This is a genomic window from Companilactobacillus sp. FL22-3 (genome assembly GCF_054881455.1).
In genome coordinates this window covers 32,990-48,543 of record NZ_JBTYYZ010000009.1, presented here as the reverse complement: position 1 = coordinate 48,543, position 15,554 = coordinate 32,990, and the positions used below count along the sequence as shown (strand labels likewise).

Genomic DNA, 15,554 nt, shown 5'->3' with positions numbered 1-15,554 from the left:
ATAAGAGAAAATAAAAAAACGTTCAGAAATTTTCTGAACGTTGGTATAACAAGAATTTTACATAGTTAGAAAGGCTTTTCTTGAATCGTCATTGTCTTCTTTGTGGAACATTTTGATGAAACTCTTGTAATCATTCAATCGTTCACTAGGAATATTGATCAAAGAGGCTGTGGATGTAGGGGTATTTAAACCCCAGGAGAAGAGTAAATCGGATAATTCATTTGAAATTCTAAGATCACGTTCTTGAATTTTTTCAATTCCCCAATCATTGTTGGATTCAGATAATTCAAGTAGGATCTTGATTTTAGATTTTTGATAACTAATTTGTTTCTTTTGAAAATAACCGTTACTAGCGGTAATATTCAATTTTTTTTCAAATGGAATTTTGTTGCCTATATGTTCAATCAATCTTTTTACTTCGTTATCAGAAATTTTAGTAAAATAAGTTGGTTGAAATTTTTGGGGTAAAATGTGTTCAATTTCCCATTTTTCTGGTAGTAGTTCTTCTTGTCGCTGATAAGCCAAAATTTTTAAGATCATTCGAACGGTATTTCGATGTGCATTCTTTATGTCTTCTTTTAATTCATCTCTATCAACAGGGCTAAAATCAAATTTAGGTGTAGGTGAATTTATGATTTCAGCATTCAAATTTAATATACCAGTTTTAACAGCATTGATAGTTGGAGTAATGACGTAACGGGCACATAAAACGGCTAGAAGGTGATGAAGGAAATCTAAAAATAGCTCTTCGAAGTTTGTTTGGTCATGATATTTAAGATAGTAGATTACCACTGGATATTTCCAAAATTCGTTAGGATATGATGTTAGTGAATCAAGAGTTTGACGGATTTTAATGTTATTTGACCATGGTTCTGAAATTGCTGTTTTAGTATTAATAACAACCCATAAATTTAAAATGGTTTTTAGATTGCTCATAACATTCTTCTGATATATCTTTTCGAAGTTGTTTTTTGAATAGTATTTTCTAATACCAGGAGTAGTCGTCTTTCGGTCGTTTTCCAGGGCACGTAAGTAGAACATGTAGTAATAGAATAATTTTTGGATACTTTCATTCGCTGCTGTAGCATCGTCATTCAATTGTTGCCAGTCTTCAATAAAATCATCTTTCGTAGTGCTATCAAGATGGTTATATATCTTTGCTTTGAAAATATCTGCGTCTGATAAGGCTAATCCTCGATCATTAAGGGTTGAAAAGATAGTCAAAGCCATATCTTGAGAATCAGCTGTAATAGGTAGCAAAATAGCTCTGTTAAGAACGTTACTTATAAACCAATAGAATAACTCTGGCTGTTCTTTAGCATATTCTTCAATCAGATTTGTAAATAAATTGTAGTTTAGTGAATAGTTGTCGTTTGCGTTGGAAGAAGTTTTACCGGTTACCAAAATATCAGTAAATGTTTCGTTACCTTCGTCGCCCATAACTTTGGACACGATCAAAGTCTTGTTATAATCTACTTCGGCTGTCAATAAGTCCTGTTGCCAAAGGGCCGATTCAATTTGTGCTTTAAAGTTTTTAGATTTAGGTGTTTCCGTCATTGACTCTAATTTAGTATAAATAGCACGCAATAAAAGGAATAATGAGGTTATTCGCTGTTGGCCATCAATAATTTCTTGTTGTTTCTGATCATTTTCATACGCAACTATGGTTCCTAAAAAGTAAGTACTTTCATCGCTTTCATCAGATTCATCGTTGTGTTCTTGCGTATATTCGACTAAGTCATCAAATAAGGTTTGAATTTGTTCATCGGACCAGGCGTAAGGCCGTTGATATTCTGGAATTACGAACTTTTTGGTTTTGCCGCTTGCTAATAGTTGTTTGACATTCTTTTTATTTACTTCGATCGACGTTGCCATATACAAATCTCCCTTTTGTATTCTTGTGAAAATTATAATGATATTTTATCACAAGGAAAATCTGCGGTTTTTTAAAAAATTAAAATTATTTATTATTGGAAGGTCAAAATTAGAGTATGGATAAGGTATTATATGTAATTAGTAAGAGTGAAAAGAGGCACTAGCATGGCTGATGTCAAAAATGACCAAGTTATCGATAATTTAAAAAGAAAATTTAAAAAGGGTAGTCATATTATTTTTTGGTATGACGATAACGCAGAATTTACTGATGAGATAGATAATATCAAAGCTGAATTGAAAAATTTAGCCCAAGTAGTGATATTGCATACGGGGGAACAACTAAAAGTTAAATTGCAATTGTTGGATGCCCCAGCTGATGAAAACTTTTTAGTTTATTCACCAGAAAAACAACCAGTTATTAGTGATAATCATCTTAAAGATATAATTTTGTATTCAGATACCTTTACGGCAGATGCTCAAGAGATGATTCGTCGCGACTTAGGGTTACCTGAGCAATTAAGAACGTTTGTTAAAACTCATGCAAAATTCTTTGCAAATAAGAATCGAAGAAATAAATTCTCCAAATATGATGTGAATAGCTATTTAAAAAATCCTGAACTTGGGATTTTGGCAACGTTAGTTAATTCTAATCGCATTATTGTAAGTTTCTTTGATATTTTACAAATCGTGTTAAGCAATGGAATATACAAAAAGGATCTTTTAGATGAATTTGCTAGATATAATGTTTTAGGGAGTTTTTGGAAGTATACCAGTAGAATATTTGGTTATGACGAAACAAAAACTGACTTGCTGGATTTATCTTCAGCCTTGTTTATTACAGAAGCATTTAATCAAATGGAAGTGACTATACCTAAGAGAATTAGTGAATTCAATCTGTCATCCAAGTATGCCAATGTAAGTACTTTTATGAGTCAATTCAGTAACAGTAATTTTAATGATGAAGATAAATTTGAAGAAATTGCCGATGAAGTTTGGGCCCAGTGTGGAGATAAGTATGCTTTATTAAAAGATATCAGTATCGATCAGTTGGCAAAATCAAGTACCTTCAGTATTTTTGACCGTAAATTAATGCTATGGGAACAAGGTAGGCTATTATTATCAGACTACGATAGTAGAATTGATGGTTTAACATTCCCCGAACTAGTTAGACGCCGTTTAGAAATGCACTATGGTCATGAATATCGTGTGTTATATCAGATGCTTCTTAATGCGTGGAATTTGTTGTCGTCAATTGGTCGAAAACCAGCCAATACCACAGATGGAATGATTAATGCCTATGTCAAAGATGGTTATTTGGTTGATACTTACTACAGACGTTTCATCTTGAGTTATCAAAAATCTGGAATGATTGAAAGCTTTGTCAAAACAAAAGAATTAGTTGAAAGGGCTTATGCGGATGATTATTTGAATTCTTTTGATTTTACATGGACTGAGAAGCTCAATTATAAAAACTTGCCTAGTCGAAACTTACAGAGAAATTTCTATAGAAATTACATTGAACGAGAACAAAATAGAATTGTTGTAATAATATCTGATGCTTTTAGATTTGAAGCGGCTAAAGAATTAGAAAAAGAACTCACAATGGATGACCAAGTTACTGAACAAAAAATGGATTATTTAATTTCTGGATTACCTTCAGTTACTTATATGGGGATGCCTGCTCTATTGCCAAATAATAATTTGAGATTAGAGGGCAAGGCACTGTTAGTCGATGGAAAAGAAGCAACTAATCGTGAAAAACGATCACAGATATTGATTGAAAAAAATGTTAATAGTGCTGCTTATGCACTTGATGATATAAAAGGCGCTACCACTAAAGAGATAAAAAGTCTTTTTGTTGGTAAAGAAGTTGTATATATTTATCATAATCAAATTGATGCTATTGGTGATAATAAAAAAACTGAGGATGATGTCTTCAAAGCCACCGCAGATGCAATTAAAGAAATTAAAAATGTGATTAATCGATTAAGAACTAATAATATAAATCATTTTTATGTGACGGCAGATCATGGATATATTTATCGTGATGGAAATCTGACTGATACTGATAAGATATCTGAAGAAGTGGATCAGGGTGATCTGAAGTCGCAACGTTACATCGTGACTGATAGGCGAATTGACGAACCCGGTGTTGGTAAGCAAAGTTTAGCTGATATTTTGAATAATGATGATCGGCGTTTGGTTTATTATCCACAAACCGCAAATGTTTTCAAATCTGCTGGAACGGTTAATTATGTTCATGGTGGAGCATCACTTCAAGAAATGCTAGTACCCTTGTTAGAAGTAAGAACAACTTCAAATAAATCCCAAGCTGTAGACGTTGAATTACAATTGATGAGCACAAATAGAAATATCACTTCTCTTGAGGTACCAGTACGCTTGTTGCAGGCTAAACCTATTGATCAAATTAATAGACCAACAACTTATAAAGTTTATTTCCAAAATTCTAATAATGAATTGATTTCTGCAAAAACTGTTATTAATGCAAATTTAGCAGCAACCAAAGTTGAAGATAGAATGATGGATTTGTCGATTAATTTAATTGATAAGCAATATGATAAGGATAGTAAGTACTATTTCGTAATTGAAAACACCAATACTGGTGATGTAAGTAAAACTGAGTACAGCATGGATATAGCCACTTTTGGGGACTTTGATTTTTAGTTAGGATTATATAATTATCTAGAAAAATTTATGATAATATACGACCAGATGTTCGTCTGGTCTTTTTAATTTTCTTCAAAATTGATACAATATCAAAGTAAAGATTGGGGATAAAAATATAATGAAAATACTCTTCGTGGGTGATGTCGTAGGTTCTATCGGCATTAAGGCAATCGAAACGTATCTGCCTGAAATTAAGAAAAAGGTTAAGCCACAGCTGACGATTGTCAATGGCGAGAACGCTGCTGGTGGTAAAGGTACGAAGGAACCTGACTATCAAAAGATTACTCGAGCTGGTGCAGATGTCGTAACCGGAGGGAATCATACTTGGGATAAGCGTGAGATTCTTGATTTTATCGATGATCCAAAGAAAAATATTTTACGTCCATATAATTTCTCTGGGGACAATGTTCCTGGACGAGGTTTTTTGAAGATAAAAGTTAATACTAAAGAAGTTTATGTGATCAATATGCAAGGGACCGCCTTGATGCAGCCATTGGATAACCCTTTTTTGGCAGCCGATAAGTTGATTGCTAGTTTGGATAAAGATGCAATCAAGTTTGTCGATTTCCATGCTGAAACAACCAGTGAAAAGATTGCTTTTGCTAACTACATGACCGGCCGCGTTTCAGCTGTCTGTGGAACGCATACCCATGTCCAAACAAACGATGCACAAGTTATCAACAAGCAAACAGCTTACTTAACTGATGTTGGGATGACTGGTTCTTACGATGGTATTTTGGGTGACAAAAAAGAACCGATCATCAACCGTTTCTTGACTCAACGTCCGAATAAGTTTGACGTTGACGAAGATGGTCGGATGCAGATTGGTTTTGCCGTAATTGATATTAATGATCAAACAAATAATGCTCGTAGCATTAAAAACTATGTTATAACACCAAACAATCAATCATTTTTGAATTAAACGGAGGGAATTCATGCCTCAAAAGACTAAAGAAACACCAATGATGGAGCAATATCTGGAGTATAAGAAACAATATCCGGATGCTTTTTTGTTATATCGTGTTGGTGATTTTTATGAAATGTTCTACGACGATGCTGTCAAAGGCTCGCAAATTTTGGAATTGACTTTAACATCCCGCAATAAAAAAGCTGATGAGGGTATTCCTATGTGTGGTGTGCCTCATCATGCGATTGAAAGTTACATCGATACACTTGTGGATAAAGGTTATAAGGTTGCAGTCTGCGATCAACTGGAAAATCCTGCTGACGCTGAAGGCAAAATGGTCAAACGTGGAGTTACTCGGGTTGTAACACCAGGAACGATCATGGACAAAGCTGATCAAGGGAAAGATAATAACTACATCACGGCTATCACGTCTGATAAGGGCGTTTTTGGTTTAGCTTATGCAGATTTATCCACCGGTGAGGTCAAAGTTACTTCTGTTACCAGTCAATTAGATTTGACGAATGAATTACAGAACCTTGATACCAAGGAAACGGTTGTCTCAGGTAGTTTTCCACAAGCTTATTTGGAACAATTACATAAATATGGCATCCTCGTGTCTAAGTTGGATGAATTGGATCAAAATTATAGCTTTGATTTCTCAAAGATCACTTCTGACGCCGAAGTAAATACGGTTAAGTTGTTGATAAGTTATTTGATCAAAACGCAAATGCGGTCGCTCGATCACTTGAAGGCTGCCGAATCATATGAAACTTCTTCCTATTTATTGATGGATCATTCGGCTCAAAGTAATTTGGAACTGTTTAAAAATATTCGGACTAATAAGAAGTCTGGGACATTATTGTGGTTGCTAGACGAGACGAAAACAGCGATGGGGAGCCGTTTGTTAAAACAATGGTTAGCTCGGCCATTGCTCAGTGTCGACAAATTATTGGCAAGACAACATTTCGTGCAAGTCTTTTTGGACAATTATTTCCAAAGATCATCATTCCAGGATTACTTAACTAAAGTCTATGATTTGGAACGTTTGGCCGGAAGAGTTGCTTATGGAACTGTCAATGGACGAGATTTGATTCAATTACGAACATCGTTGGAACAAGTTCCTGAGATTAAATCGATTTTGTTAGATATTGGTGACGATGAATTAACAGCCTTTGTGGAAAAAATCGATGAAGTAGCCGATATCCGTGAATTGATTGATAAAGCTATAGTTGAAGATGCGCCAATTTCAGTAACTGGTGGTGGATTGATCAAAGCCGGCTACAACGAACAGTTAGATAAGTATTTGGACGCTTCCAAAAATGGTAAACAATGGCTCGCCACTCTGAAGGCCAAGGAACAAGAACTAACAGGTATCAACAACTTGAAGATTGGTTACAACAAGGTCTTTGGTTACTATATTGAAGTCAGTCATGCAAATACCGATAAGGTTCCGGAAGATCGTTATCAAAGAAAGCAAACTTTGGTCAACGCTGAACGTTACATCACGCCGGAGTTAAAAGAAAAAGAGAGTTTAATTTTAGAGGCGGAAGAGAAGTCGAAGAGTTTGGAATACCATCTATTCGATGAAATTCGTAAGAAAGTTAAGCGCCAGATTCGTCGCATTCAAGCTTTGGCAAATATTTTGTCACAACTAGATGTCTTACAAAGTTTTGCAGTGGTCAGTGAAGAATACCACTACGTTGCACCTGAATTTGTGGATAAAAACGAATTAGATATTACCAATGGTCGTCATCCCGTTGTGGAAAAGGTTTTGAGTAACAACAGCTATATTCCTAATGATGTCCATTTTGATGATCAGACTGATATTCTCTTGATCACTGGTCCCAACATGTCTGGTAAGAGTACCTACATGCGGCAGATGGCATTGACTGTCATCATGGCTCAAATTGGGTGTTTTGTGCCGGCTGACTCAGCGAAGATGCCAATTTTTGATCATATTTTCACTCGAATTGGTGCTGCAGATGATTTGATTTCTGGGGATTCAACTTTCATGGTCGAGATGCGTGAAGCAAATGATGCTTTGAAAAATGCTACGCCTAATAGTTTGATTATTTTTGACGAAATTGGCCGTGGTACAGCAACTTATGACGGAATGGCTTTAGCACAAGCAATCATTGAATATATCGACAAGAATGTGAAAGCAATGACGCTTTTTTCCACGCACTATCACGAGTTGACGGAACTAGAAAGTCAATTGCCAGGGTTGAAAAATGTGCATGTAGATGCTTCCGAGGAAAATGGCGACTTGGTCTTTTTGCACAAGGTTTTGCCAGGACCTGCGGATAAGTCATACGGAATTCACGTTGCTAAGTTAGCCGGTTTGCCAAATGATGTTTTGACTCGGGCACGTAAGATTCTTAGCAGCTTGGAAGAAAGTTCAGTTCACACTACGACTTCCGAATCGATTAACGAACCAGCAGCCGTTTTGAATGCACAACCTGAATCAGAAACCGTTACGGAATCAAAAATGGTCACTGATATTTCGGGCGATGAAAAACAATTGTCACTTTTCCCCGAAGTAAGTAAGCCAACTAAAAAGTTATCAACTAAAGAGTCACAAGTATTGAAAGAATTGAACAATCAAGATTTAATGGGAATTACACCAATTGAAGCCATCAATTTACTTTACAAATGGCAAAAGAAACTTAAATAAAAGAAGGTGGAAAAAATGGGTATTATTCATGAACTGCCAGTTGAACTTAGTAACCAGATTGCGGCTGGTGAAGTTATTGAACGCCCAGCATCAGTCGTTAAAGAGCTGGTGGAAAATTCCATCGATGCGAAGGCTACGCAAGTATTGATCACTGTCAAACAAGCGGGTTTAAAATCAATTGAAGTTAATGATAATGGAAAGGGGATTTCAGCGGATGACGTTGAAGTCGCCTTTTTACCGCATACGACTAGTAAAATCAGTAATGATCACGACTTATTTAACGTCAAAACTTTAGGCTTTCGTGGTGAAGCTTTAGCCAGCATTGCTTCAGTTTCTAAGTTGACGGTTGTGACAAGTACTGATGGTAAGTCAGCGGTTAGAGCCAAGTTCTCTGGTAATGAATTACTCAAAAAAGAAACTTTTGCTCGCTCAAAGGGAACCACGATGACGGTGGAAGATTTGTTCTTTAACACCCCAGCTCGGTTGAAGTATGTTAAATCACTCCATACCGAATTGAATAAGATTGTTGATATTGTTGATCGTCTAGCCATGGGACATCCAGATATATCGTTTCGTTTGATTCATGAAGGAAAAGATTTAGTCTGGACTTCTGGTAACGACAACTTGCAACAGACAATTGCAGGGATTTATGGACGAACGATTGCGAGTCATATGTTGGAATTTGAGAATTCTGATCCCGACTATGAGATCAAGGGTTATTTTTCAAAACCTGATACGACTCGGTCTAATCGTTCTTATATTTCAATTATTCTAAATGGACGCTATATTAAGAATTTTCAACTGACGAATGCCATTATTCGTGGGTATGGTTCTAAATTAATGGTTGCTCGTTTTCCAATTGCGGTGATCAATTTACAGATGGACCCAGGGTTAGTCGACATCAACGTTCACCCCACTAAGCAAGAAGTTAGACTGTCCAATGAAGGTCATATTGGAGATCTAATCAGTGAAGGTATCAAACAACGCTTGTCTGGACAAAATTTGATTCCCGATGCAGTTAAGAACCTTGGTCGGAAAGATTCTGATCAAACAGTTGATACGTATCGTCCCGAACAGATCAGCCTGGATGATATTGTCTCAATCGATAAGATCAATGAACCATTGACTAATGCGACAATTGACGCTGTATCGGATGACGATGAGCCTGCTTTGCCACCAACAAACAGTGTCAATCGACGGGTAGAGACTCCGATGACAGGGATGCCAATTTTTAATGATCCAGAGCATCTGCACGCTTGGGATTTACGAATGCAAGCTGAAACGGCTAAGAATGTCAAAGTGATCGACTCAAAGGCTCAAGATACGTCAACGACTTCAGATTTTCCCGATTTGCGTTATATCGGTCAAATTCATGGAACGTATCTTGTGGCAGAGAGTGAAGACGGTTTTTATTTAATCGACCAGCATGCCGCACAAGAGCGAGTTAATTACGAGTATTATCGTAAGGAAATAGGTAAAGTTTCGACTGACCAGCAGAAATTATTAGTACCGATCGTGTTAGATTATCCAAATGCGGAGAGTATTCTGATCAAAGAAAAGAAGCCGTTGCTTGAAAGTATTGGCCTATATCTAGAAGACTTTGGACAGAATAGTTTTGTCGTCAATACTCATCCAACTTGGTTCGTTGCCGGTCAAGAAGAGTCGACGATTAAAGAAATGGTTGACTATGTGTTGAATGATTCTAAAATCAGTGTAGCGGCGTTTCGTGAAAAAAATGCCATTATGATGAGTTGTAAACGGGCAATTAAGGCCAATCATCACATTACTGACCAAGAGGCTCATCAGTTATTAGAGAATCTAACAAAGGCTGAGAATCCTTACAATTGTCCTCATGGCCGCCCAGTATTAGTCCAATTCAGTAATAAAGATCTCGAAAAAATGTTTAAGAGAATTCAAGATCCACACGATACAAGAGAGAGTGAATAAATTATGTTTGAATATTTAAATGGTTTAATAGCAGCAGTAACCCCTTCATATATTGTGGTGGATGTCAAAGGTGTTGGCTATAAAGTTCAAGTAGCTAATCCTTATCGTTATCAGGAAAATGAAACAGCAACGGTCTATGTTGAACAGGTCGTTCGTGACAATGAGCAAGCTTTATATGGCTTTTATGATTTGAATGAGAAAAATATCTTTTTACATTTAATCAGTGTTTCTGGAATTGGGCCTAAGAGTGCTTTAGCAATTTTAGCCGGCCAAGACTTGCAAGGATTGATTCATGCCATCGAAAATAACGATGTTAAATATTTAACTAAATTTCCTAAAATCGGTAAAAAGACAGCTCAACAAATTATTCTTGATTTGTCAGGTAAGTTTACAGCTGAAGGTCAAATGACATTAGGCGAAGCTCCGGCAGAATTCAGTACAGGCAATCAAGAATTAGAGGATGGATTGGCCGCTTTAGAGTCTCTAGGGTATTCACCTAAAGAAGTTACAAAAGTTAAGTCGCAATTGGAAAAAGAACATTTATCAAGTGCTGATGAATATCTTCGAGCCGGCTTAAAATTATTGAGCAAATAAAATATAGAATGGAGTGTCCAAAATCGAGTCTAATGAAAATCAAGATGAACGATTGACCGATGCCGATTCACTCGACAATATCGAAGATATCGTAGAACAAACTTTACGACCACAAAGCTTTGATCAGTATCTAGGTCAAGAAAAAGCCAAAAAAGAATTGGCAGTTTATATCAAAGCCGCTAAACAACGGCAACAAACCTTAGATCACGTCTTGTTATACGGACCTCCAGGGTTAGGTAAAACAACCTTAGCCATGATCATCGCCAATGAAATGGGGGTAAATATCCATACCACTACTGGACCTTCCATCGAAAAATCTGGTGATTTGGTAGCTGTTTTAGATGAACTTGAACCCGGTGACGTGCTGTTTATCGATGAAATCCATCGTATGCCTAGAGCCGTCGAAGAAGTTCTCTATTCAGCTATGGAAGATTTTTATATCGACATTATCGTTGGTCAAGGCAGCGAATCCCGTTCCTTGCATCATCAATTAGTACCATATACCTTGATTGGTGCTACTACCGCAGCCGGAAAATTATCCGCACCTTTGCGAGATAGATTTGGAATTGTGGAAAGAATGGAGTACTATACCATAGACGAATTGTCGAAGATTGTTTTTCGTTCTGCCAACGTTTTAAATATCAATGTTGACGAAGAAGGCGCTCATGAGATTGCTAGACGATCACGAGGAACCCCTAGAATCGCCAATCGACTTTTAAAACGAGTCCGAGATTTTGCCCAAGTCGCTAACAAAGATACGATCGATTATGAAATGTCCGAGTCCGCTTTGAACCAACTCCAAGTTGATGATGCCGGATTAGACCATATCGACCGCCGTATCTTAGAGATGATCATCGAATTGTACAACGGAGGCCCAGTAGGGCTAAAAGTAATTGCCGCTAACATCGGTGAAGAACAAGAAACAATCGAAGAAGTTTATGAACCTTATCTAATGCAAATGGGATTCCTAAAAAGAACCGCCAAAGGACGAGTAGTCACAAGAAAAGGTTATGAACACATGGGGATGCCATACCCTGATGAAAACGAGTAAAGCAATTTACTCGTTTTGGCGTATCTAAGTAGAGATAACAGGGTGGTTCACTGCCGTCATCCGCTGCAGTTCTGGGGGATATGGAACGTGGTGGGCCGACTTGGAGCCAAGAAAACCGCTTGTCTTCAAGCTCGTCCTTTTACTAAATTGGCAAAAACCGCCAATTAAGTAAAATTTCACCACTGATATCCCCCAGAACTTCCGCTCCTGACTAAAGCTACTGCATACTTTATTTGTTAGTGATATATATATGGGTCCCACATTCTTGATTGCGCTTGGTAAGAGTGGAAGCTGGAAAACCTTAGTGCTTAAGGGCAAAAGATAAAGGACAAGATCAAGACCAAAAAATGTACTGAATTGACTTATATTTATATCAATTCAGTACATTGATAGTTATTAAAAACCTCAGTTCGTTTTGCTTTTAGGCTTTTAAGTTTTTGACCTTATTCTTTGCCTTTGAACTGGGTTTATCTCTTGAACTTGTTCACTTGAGGGATATCCAAACATGTTTTAACAACCTAGGCTGTAGTGAGAGCTCTGAGGAGTCTCAGCCATGAAATTGTTCTTAGTGGGCGAAGCGCACTTAGAACAAGGCTCGACTTTGAAACAATTGTGCACTTCAATTGGTTCAAAGCGATGCCCATGGCGTTCCAGACCCCTCAGAGCCGAACGGAAGCCGGCAGTGAACCAATACCATAATCCCCACCACAACTAAAAAAATTTAAAAATAAAAAGGAGACAAACCATGTCACTATCAACAGAAGACTTCGATTACGATTTACCCGAAGAACTAATTGCTCAAACACCAATCAAGAACCGCGACCAATCAAGACTGCTAGTTCTTGATCACCAAACCGGTGAATACCAAGATAAACACTTCTATGATATCCTAGATTACTTAAACCCTGGTGACGCTTTAGTAATGAATAACTCAAGAGTTTTACCAGCCCGTTTATACGGAACTAAAGAAGATACCGACGGTCACGAAGAAGTATTGTTATTGAACAATATCGAAGGCGACAAGTGGGAAGTTTTAATGAAGCCTGCTCGTCGTGCTAAAGTCGGAACGAAGGTTCAATTCGGTGAGGATGGCGAACTAGAGGCTGAAGTGATCGAAGATTTGGAACACGGTGGTAAGATCATTGAGTTCCATTACCAAGGAATCTTTATGGAAATTTTGGAGAAGTTAGGTGAAATGCCACTCCCTCCATACATCAAAGAAAAATTGGACGATCCTGATCGTTATCAAACTGTCTATGCCAAAGAAAATGGCTCCGCTGCTGCTCCAACGGCAGGTCTACATTGGACGAAAGAATTGCTTCAAAAGGTTGAAGACAAGGGTGTTAAATTAGTTTACGTGACATTGCACGTTGGTTTAGGAACTTTTAGACCAGTCACGGAATCAGATGTTGATAAACATGTTATGCACTCCGAATTTTATCGTTTGGATGAAGAATCAGCTAAGACGTTGAATGACGTGAAGAAAAATGGCGGTAAGATCGTCGCTACGGGTACAACTTCAATCAGAACTTTGGAAACGATTGGGACAAAGTTTGACGGTGAAATCAAGGCTGATTCTGGTTGGACGGATATCTTCATCAAACCAGGTTATGAATGGAAAGTAGTTGATGAATTCATCACTAACTTCCATTTGCCAAAGTCAACTTTAGTTATGTTAGTGGCCGCATTTACTGGCCGTGAAAATATTTTGAACGCTTATCGTCACGCCGTTGAAGAAAAATATCGTTTCTTTAGTTTTGGCGATGCAATGTTCATTAAGTAGAGGGAATTTATGGAACCAGCTGTTAAATACACATTATTAAAGAAAGAAAAACATACTGGTGCTCGTTTGGGATTATTGGAAACACCTCACGGGACCTTTGAAACGCCAATCTTCATGCCAGTAGGTACCGAAGCTTCGGTTAAAAATATGGCTCCGGAAGATTTGGAAAAGATCGGTGCAACGATTGTTTTGGCCAATACTTATCACTTATGGTTACGACCTGGTGAAGATATTGTCAAAGAAGCTGGCGGCTTGCACAAATTCATGAATTGGAACAAAGGCATCTTAACTGATTCTGGTGGTTTCCAAGTCTTTTCGTTGGCTAATACTAGAGATATTACTGAAGCTGGGGTGCACTTCAAGAATCATTTGAATGGCCGCCGTGAATTTTTATCGCCTGAAAAAGCCATTAAGATCGAAAATTATTTAGGACCAGATATCATGATGAGCTTAGATGAGTGTCCACCATTCTTCGAAAGCTATGACTACATCAAGAAGTCAGTTGCGAGAACGAGTCGTTGGGCTGAACGTGGCCTTAAAGCACACCGTAATCCCGACTGGCAAGCATTGTTTGGTATCGTTCAAGGTGCCGGTTTTGAAGATTTGCGAAAAGTAAGTGCTAAAGACTTGGTCAGCATGGACTTCCCAGGTTATTCGATCGGTGGATTATCAGTTGGGGAATCAAAGGATGAAATGAACCGAGTACTAGACTTTACAACGCCACTGTTACCTGAGGACAAGCCACGCTATTTGATGGGTGTGGGTACAGCAGATTCATTGATCGATGGGGTAATTCGAGGAATCGACATGTTTGACTGTGTCTTGCCAACTAGAATCGCCAGAAATGGTACTTGTATGACTAGTCATGGACGTTTGGTGGTCAAAAATGCCAAGTATGCTCGAGACTTTGGTCCGTTGGATGATAACTGTGATTGCTACGTTTGTCGTAATTATTCCCGAGCTTATATTCGTCATTTGATCAATGCTAACGAGTTATTTGGAACTCACTTAACTAGTTATCATAATCTTTACTTCTTGCTGAACTTGATGAAAGGTGTTCGTCAAGCAATTAGGGACGACAATTTATTAGAATTTAGAGAACATGTTTTTGAAGATTATGGTTTCAATCAAGAAAATGCAAAGAATTTTTAAAAGATTTTTGTTTTAGAGAAACAAGTTGTCTGGAAACAAGCACAGATATTTGTTACTCTATACTTATGCAAATTATTAAGAGGTGGAAAATTTGAATATGCTTACATTAGGCGCAGCTAGCGCTGGTGGAAATATGACATTATTGATTTTCGTTGTGATTATGTTTGTGGGAATGTATTTCCTATCAATTCGTCCCCAAAAGAAACAACAACAAAAGCGTCAAGAAATGTTGAAAGAAATGAACGTCGGCGACAAGGTCGTTACCCTTGGTGGGATTAAAGGTAAAATTGCTTCAATCGATCGTGAAAATAAAGAAGTCGTAGTTGACTGTGATGGAATTTATTTAACTTTTGATTTGAACTTCATTCGTCGGACAACTCCAGCAGATGTTGCTACAACTGATGCTGTTAAGGATACTAAAGCAGCAAAAGAAACAACTGAAGCAACAAAAGAAGATGCCAAAGTAGAAACAAAAGAAGAAACAACTACTGATGATGCAACTACAGATTCAGCTAAAGTCGAAGATGACAATCCTGAAGAAACAGCTGCAGATACAGAAACACCAAAAGACGAAAAATAATTATTTAATTAGTCGGACTGATGGTCTACTAAGTTAAAATTAAAAAAGCCACTAATTCACTTTCGAGTTAGTGGCTTTTAAAGAATTGGAGAAAAATTGACTGATAAAAAGGAAAATGATCCGATTGCTGCTGATAAATTAAGCCGACAATCGCAACAGAAACTGGAAGAAATTCGTCAACAGCAAGGATTTTCAACAATTGAGGAAACGATTAAGTATTTAACATGATTCTTTGAGAAAAAAGGGCATTGAAAGTTCAATGTCTTTTTACTTGCCTTAAAGTATGCTCTAAGGTCTAATATT

At 37.4% G+C, this 15,554-nt stretch carries 11 protein-coding genes; 10 read left to right on the top strand and 1 reads right to left on the bottom strand.

The genetic code is table 11. The features are described from left to right. Window positions 1–57: 57 nt before the first annotated feature. Window positions 58–1,875 (bottom strand): DUF262 domain-containing protein, encoded by a 1,818-nt coding sequence (locus ACYT32_RS09155; RefSeq protein ID WP_395265857.1) that lies wholly within the window; start codon window positions 1,873–1,875, stop codon window positions 58–60. A gap of 165 nt (window positions 1,876–2,040) precedes the next feature. Here ACYT32_RS09155 and pglZ point away from each other — a divergent pair, with 165 nt between their 5' ends. From pglZ to ACYT32_RS09105, 10 genes are all read left to right on the top strand, one after another. Then, window positions 2,041–4,560, top strand: a complete 2,520-nt coding sequence (gene pglZ, locus ACYT32_RS09150) for a BREX-1 system phosphatase PglZ type A (RefSeq protein WP_395265858.1) — start codon at window positions 2,041–2,043, stop codon at window positions 4,558–4,560. A 121-nt stretch (window positions 4,561–4,681) separates the two neighbouring features. After that, a complete protein-coding gene (locus ACYT32_RS09145; RefSeq protein WP_395265859.1) occupies window positions 4,682–5,485 on the top strand; it encodes a TIGR00282 family metallophosphoesterase in 804 nt (267 codons plus the stop codon). Window positions 5,486–5,498: 13 nt separating this feature from the next. After that, a complete protein-coding gene (gene mutS, locus ACYT32_RS09140) occupies window positions 5,499–8,144 on the top strand; it encodes a DNA mismatch repair protein MutS (protein WP_395265860.1) in 2,646 nt (881 codons plus the stop codon). A gap of 15 nt (window positions 8,145–8,159) precedes the next feature. Beyond that, a complete protein-coding gene (gene mutL, locus ACYT32_RS09135) occupies window positions 8,160–10,091 on the top strand; it encodes a DNA mismatch repair endonuclease MutL (protein ID WP_395265861.1) in 1,932 nt (643 codons plus the stop codon). A gap of 3 nt (window positions 10,092–10,094) precedes the next feature. Continuing rightward, window positions 10,095–10,685 carry a Holliday junction branch migration protein RuvA gene (gene ruvA / locus ACYT32_RS09130; RefSeq protein WP_395265862.1) on the top strand — a complete coding sequence of 197 codons (591 nt, stop codon included), beginning with the start codon at window positions 10,095–10,097 and terminating at the stop codon, window positions 10,683–10,685. A gap of 13 nt (window positions 10,686–10,698) precedes the next feature. Further along, window positions 10,699–11,736 carry a Holliday junction branch migration DNA helicase RuvB gene (gene ruvB, locus ACYT32_RS09125; protein ID WP_395265863.1) on the top strand — a complete coding sequence of 346 codons (1,038 nt, stop codon included), beginning with the start codon at window positions 10,699–10,701 and terminating at the stop codon, window positions 11,734–11,736. Window positions 11,737–12,481: 745 nt separating this feature from the next. Next, window positions 12,482–13,519: a tRNA preQ1(34) S-adenosylmethionine ribosyltransferase-isomerase QueA gene (gene queA, locus ACYT32_RS09120; RefSeq protein WP_395265864.1), complete on the top strand. Its 1,038-nt coding sequence runs from the start codon at window positions 12,482–12,484 to the stop codon at window positions 13,517–13,519. Between the two features lie 9 nt (window positions 13,520–13,528). After that, complete coding sequence (gene tgt, locus ACYT32_RS09115; protein ID WP_395265865.1) at window positions 13,529–14,671, top strand: tRNA guanosine(34) transglycosylase Tgt; 1,143 nt, start codon at window positions 13,529–13,531, stop codon at window positions 14,669–14,671. Window positions 14,672–14,768: 97 nt separating this feature from the next. Further along, window positions 14,769–15,251, top strand: coding sequence for a preprotein translocase subunit YajC (gene yajC, locus ACYT32_RS09110; RefSeq protein ID WP_395265866.1), 483 nt, complete (start codon window positions 14,769–14,771; stop codon window positions 15,249–15,251). A gap of 96 nt (window positions 15,252–15,347) precedes the next feature. Next, window positions 15,348–15,479: a hypothetical protein gene (locus tag ACYT32_RS09105; RefSeq protein ID WP_395265867.1), complete on the top strand. Its 132-nt coding sequence runs from the start codon at window positions 15,348–15,350 to the stop codon at window positions 15,477–15,479. Window positions 15,480–15,554 lie beyond the last annotated feature (75 nt).

What these genes read in the sequence shown, in the direction of transcription:
- ACYT32_RS09155 (WP_395265857.1), bottom strand. Translation starts at nt 1,875, where the DNA reads ATGGCAACGTCGATCGAAGTAAATAAAAAGAATGTCAAACAACTATTA.
- pglZ (WP_395265858.1), top strand. Translation starts at nt 2,041, where the DNA reads ATGGCTGATGTCAAAAATGACCAAGTTATCGATAATTTAAAAAGAAAA.
- ACYT32_RS09145 (WP_395265859.1), top strand. Translation starts at nt 4,682, where the DNA reads ATGAAAATACTCTTCGTGGGTGATGTCGTAGGTTCTATCGGCATTAAG.
- mutS (WP_395265860.1), top strand. Translation starts at nt 5,499, where the DNA reads ATGCCTCAAAAGACTAAAGAAACACCAATGATGGAGCAATATCTGGAG.
- mutL (WP_395265861.1), top strand. Translation starts at nt 8,160, where the DNA reads ATGGGTATTATTCATGAACTGCCAGTTGAACTTAGTAACCAGATTGCG.
- ruvA (WP_395265862.1), top strand. Translation starts at nt 10,095, where the DNA reads ATGTTTGAATATTTAAATGGTTTAATAGCAGCAGTAACCCCTTCATAT.
- queA (WP_395265864.1), top strand. Translation starts at nt 12,482, where the DNA reads ATGTCACTATCAACAGAAGACTTCGATTACGATTTACCCGAAGAACTA.
- tgt (WP_395265865.1), top strand. Translation starts at nt 13,529, where the DNA reads ATGGAACCAGCTGTTAAATACACATTATTAAAGAAAGAAAAACATACT.
- yajC (WP_395265866.1), top strand. Translation starts at nt 14,769, where the DNA reads ATGCTTACATTAGGCGCAGCTAGCGCTGGTGGAAATATGACATTATTG.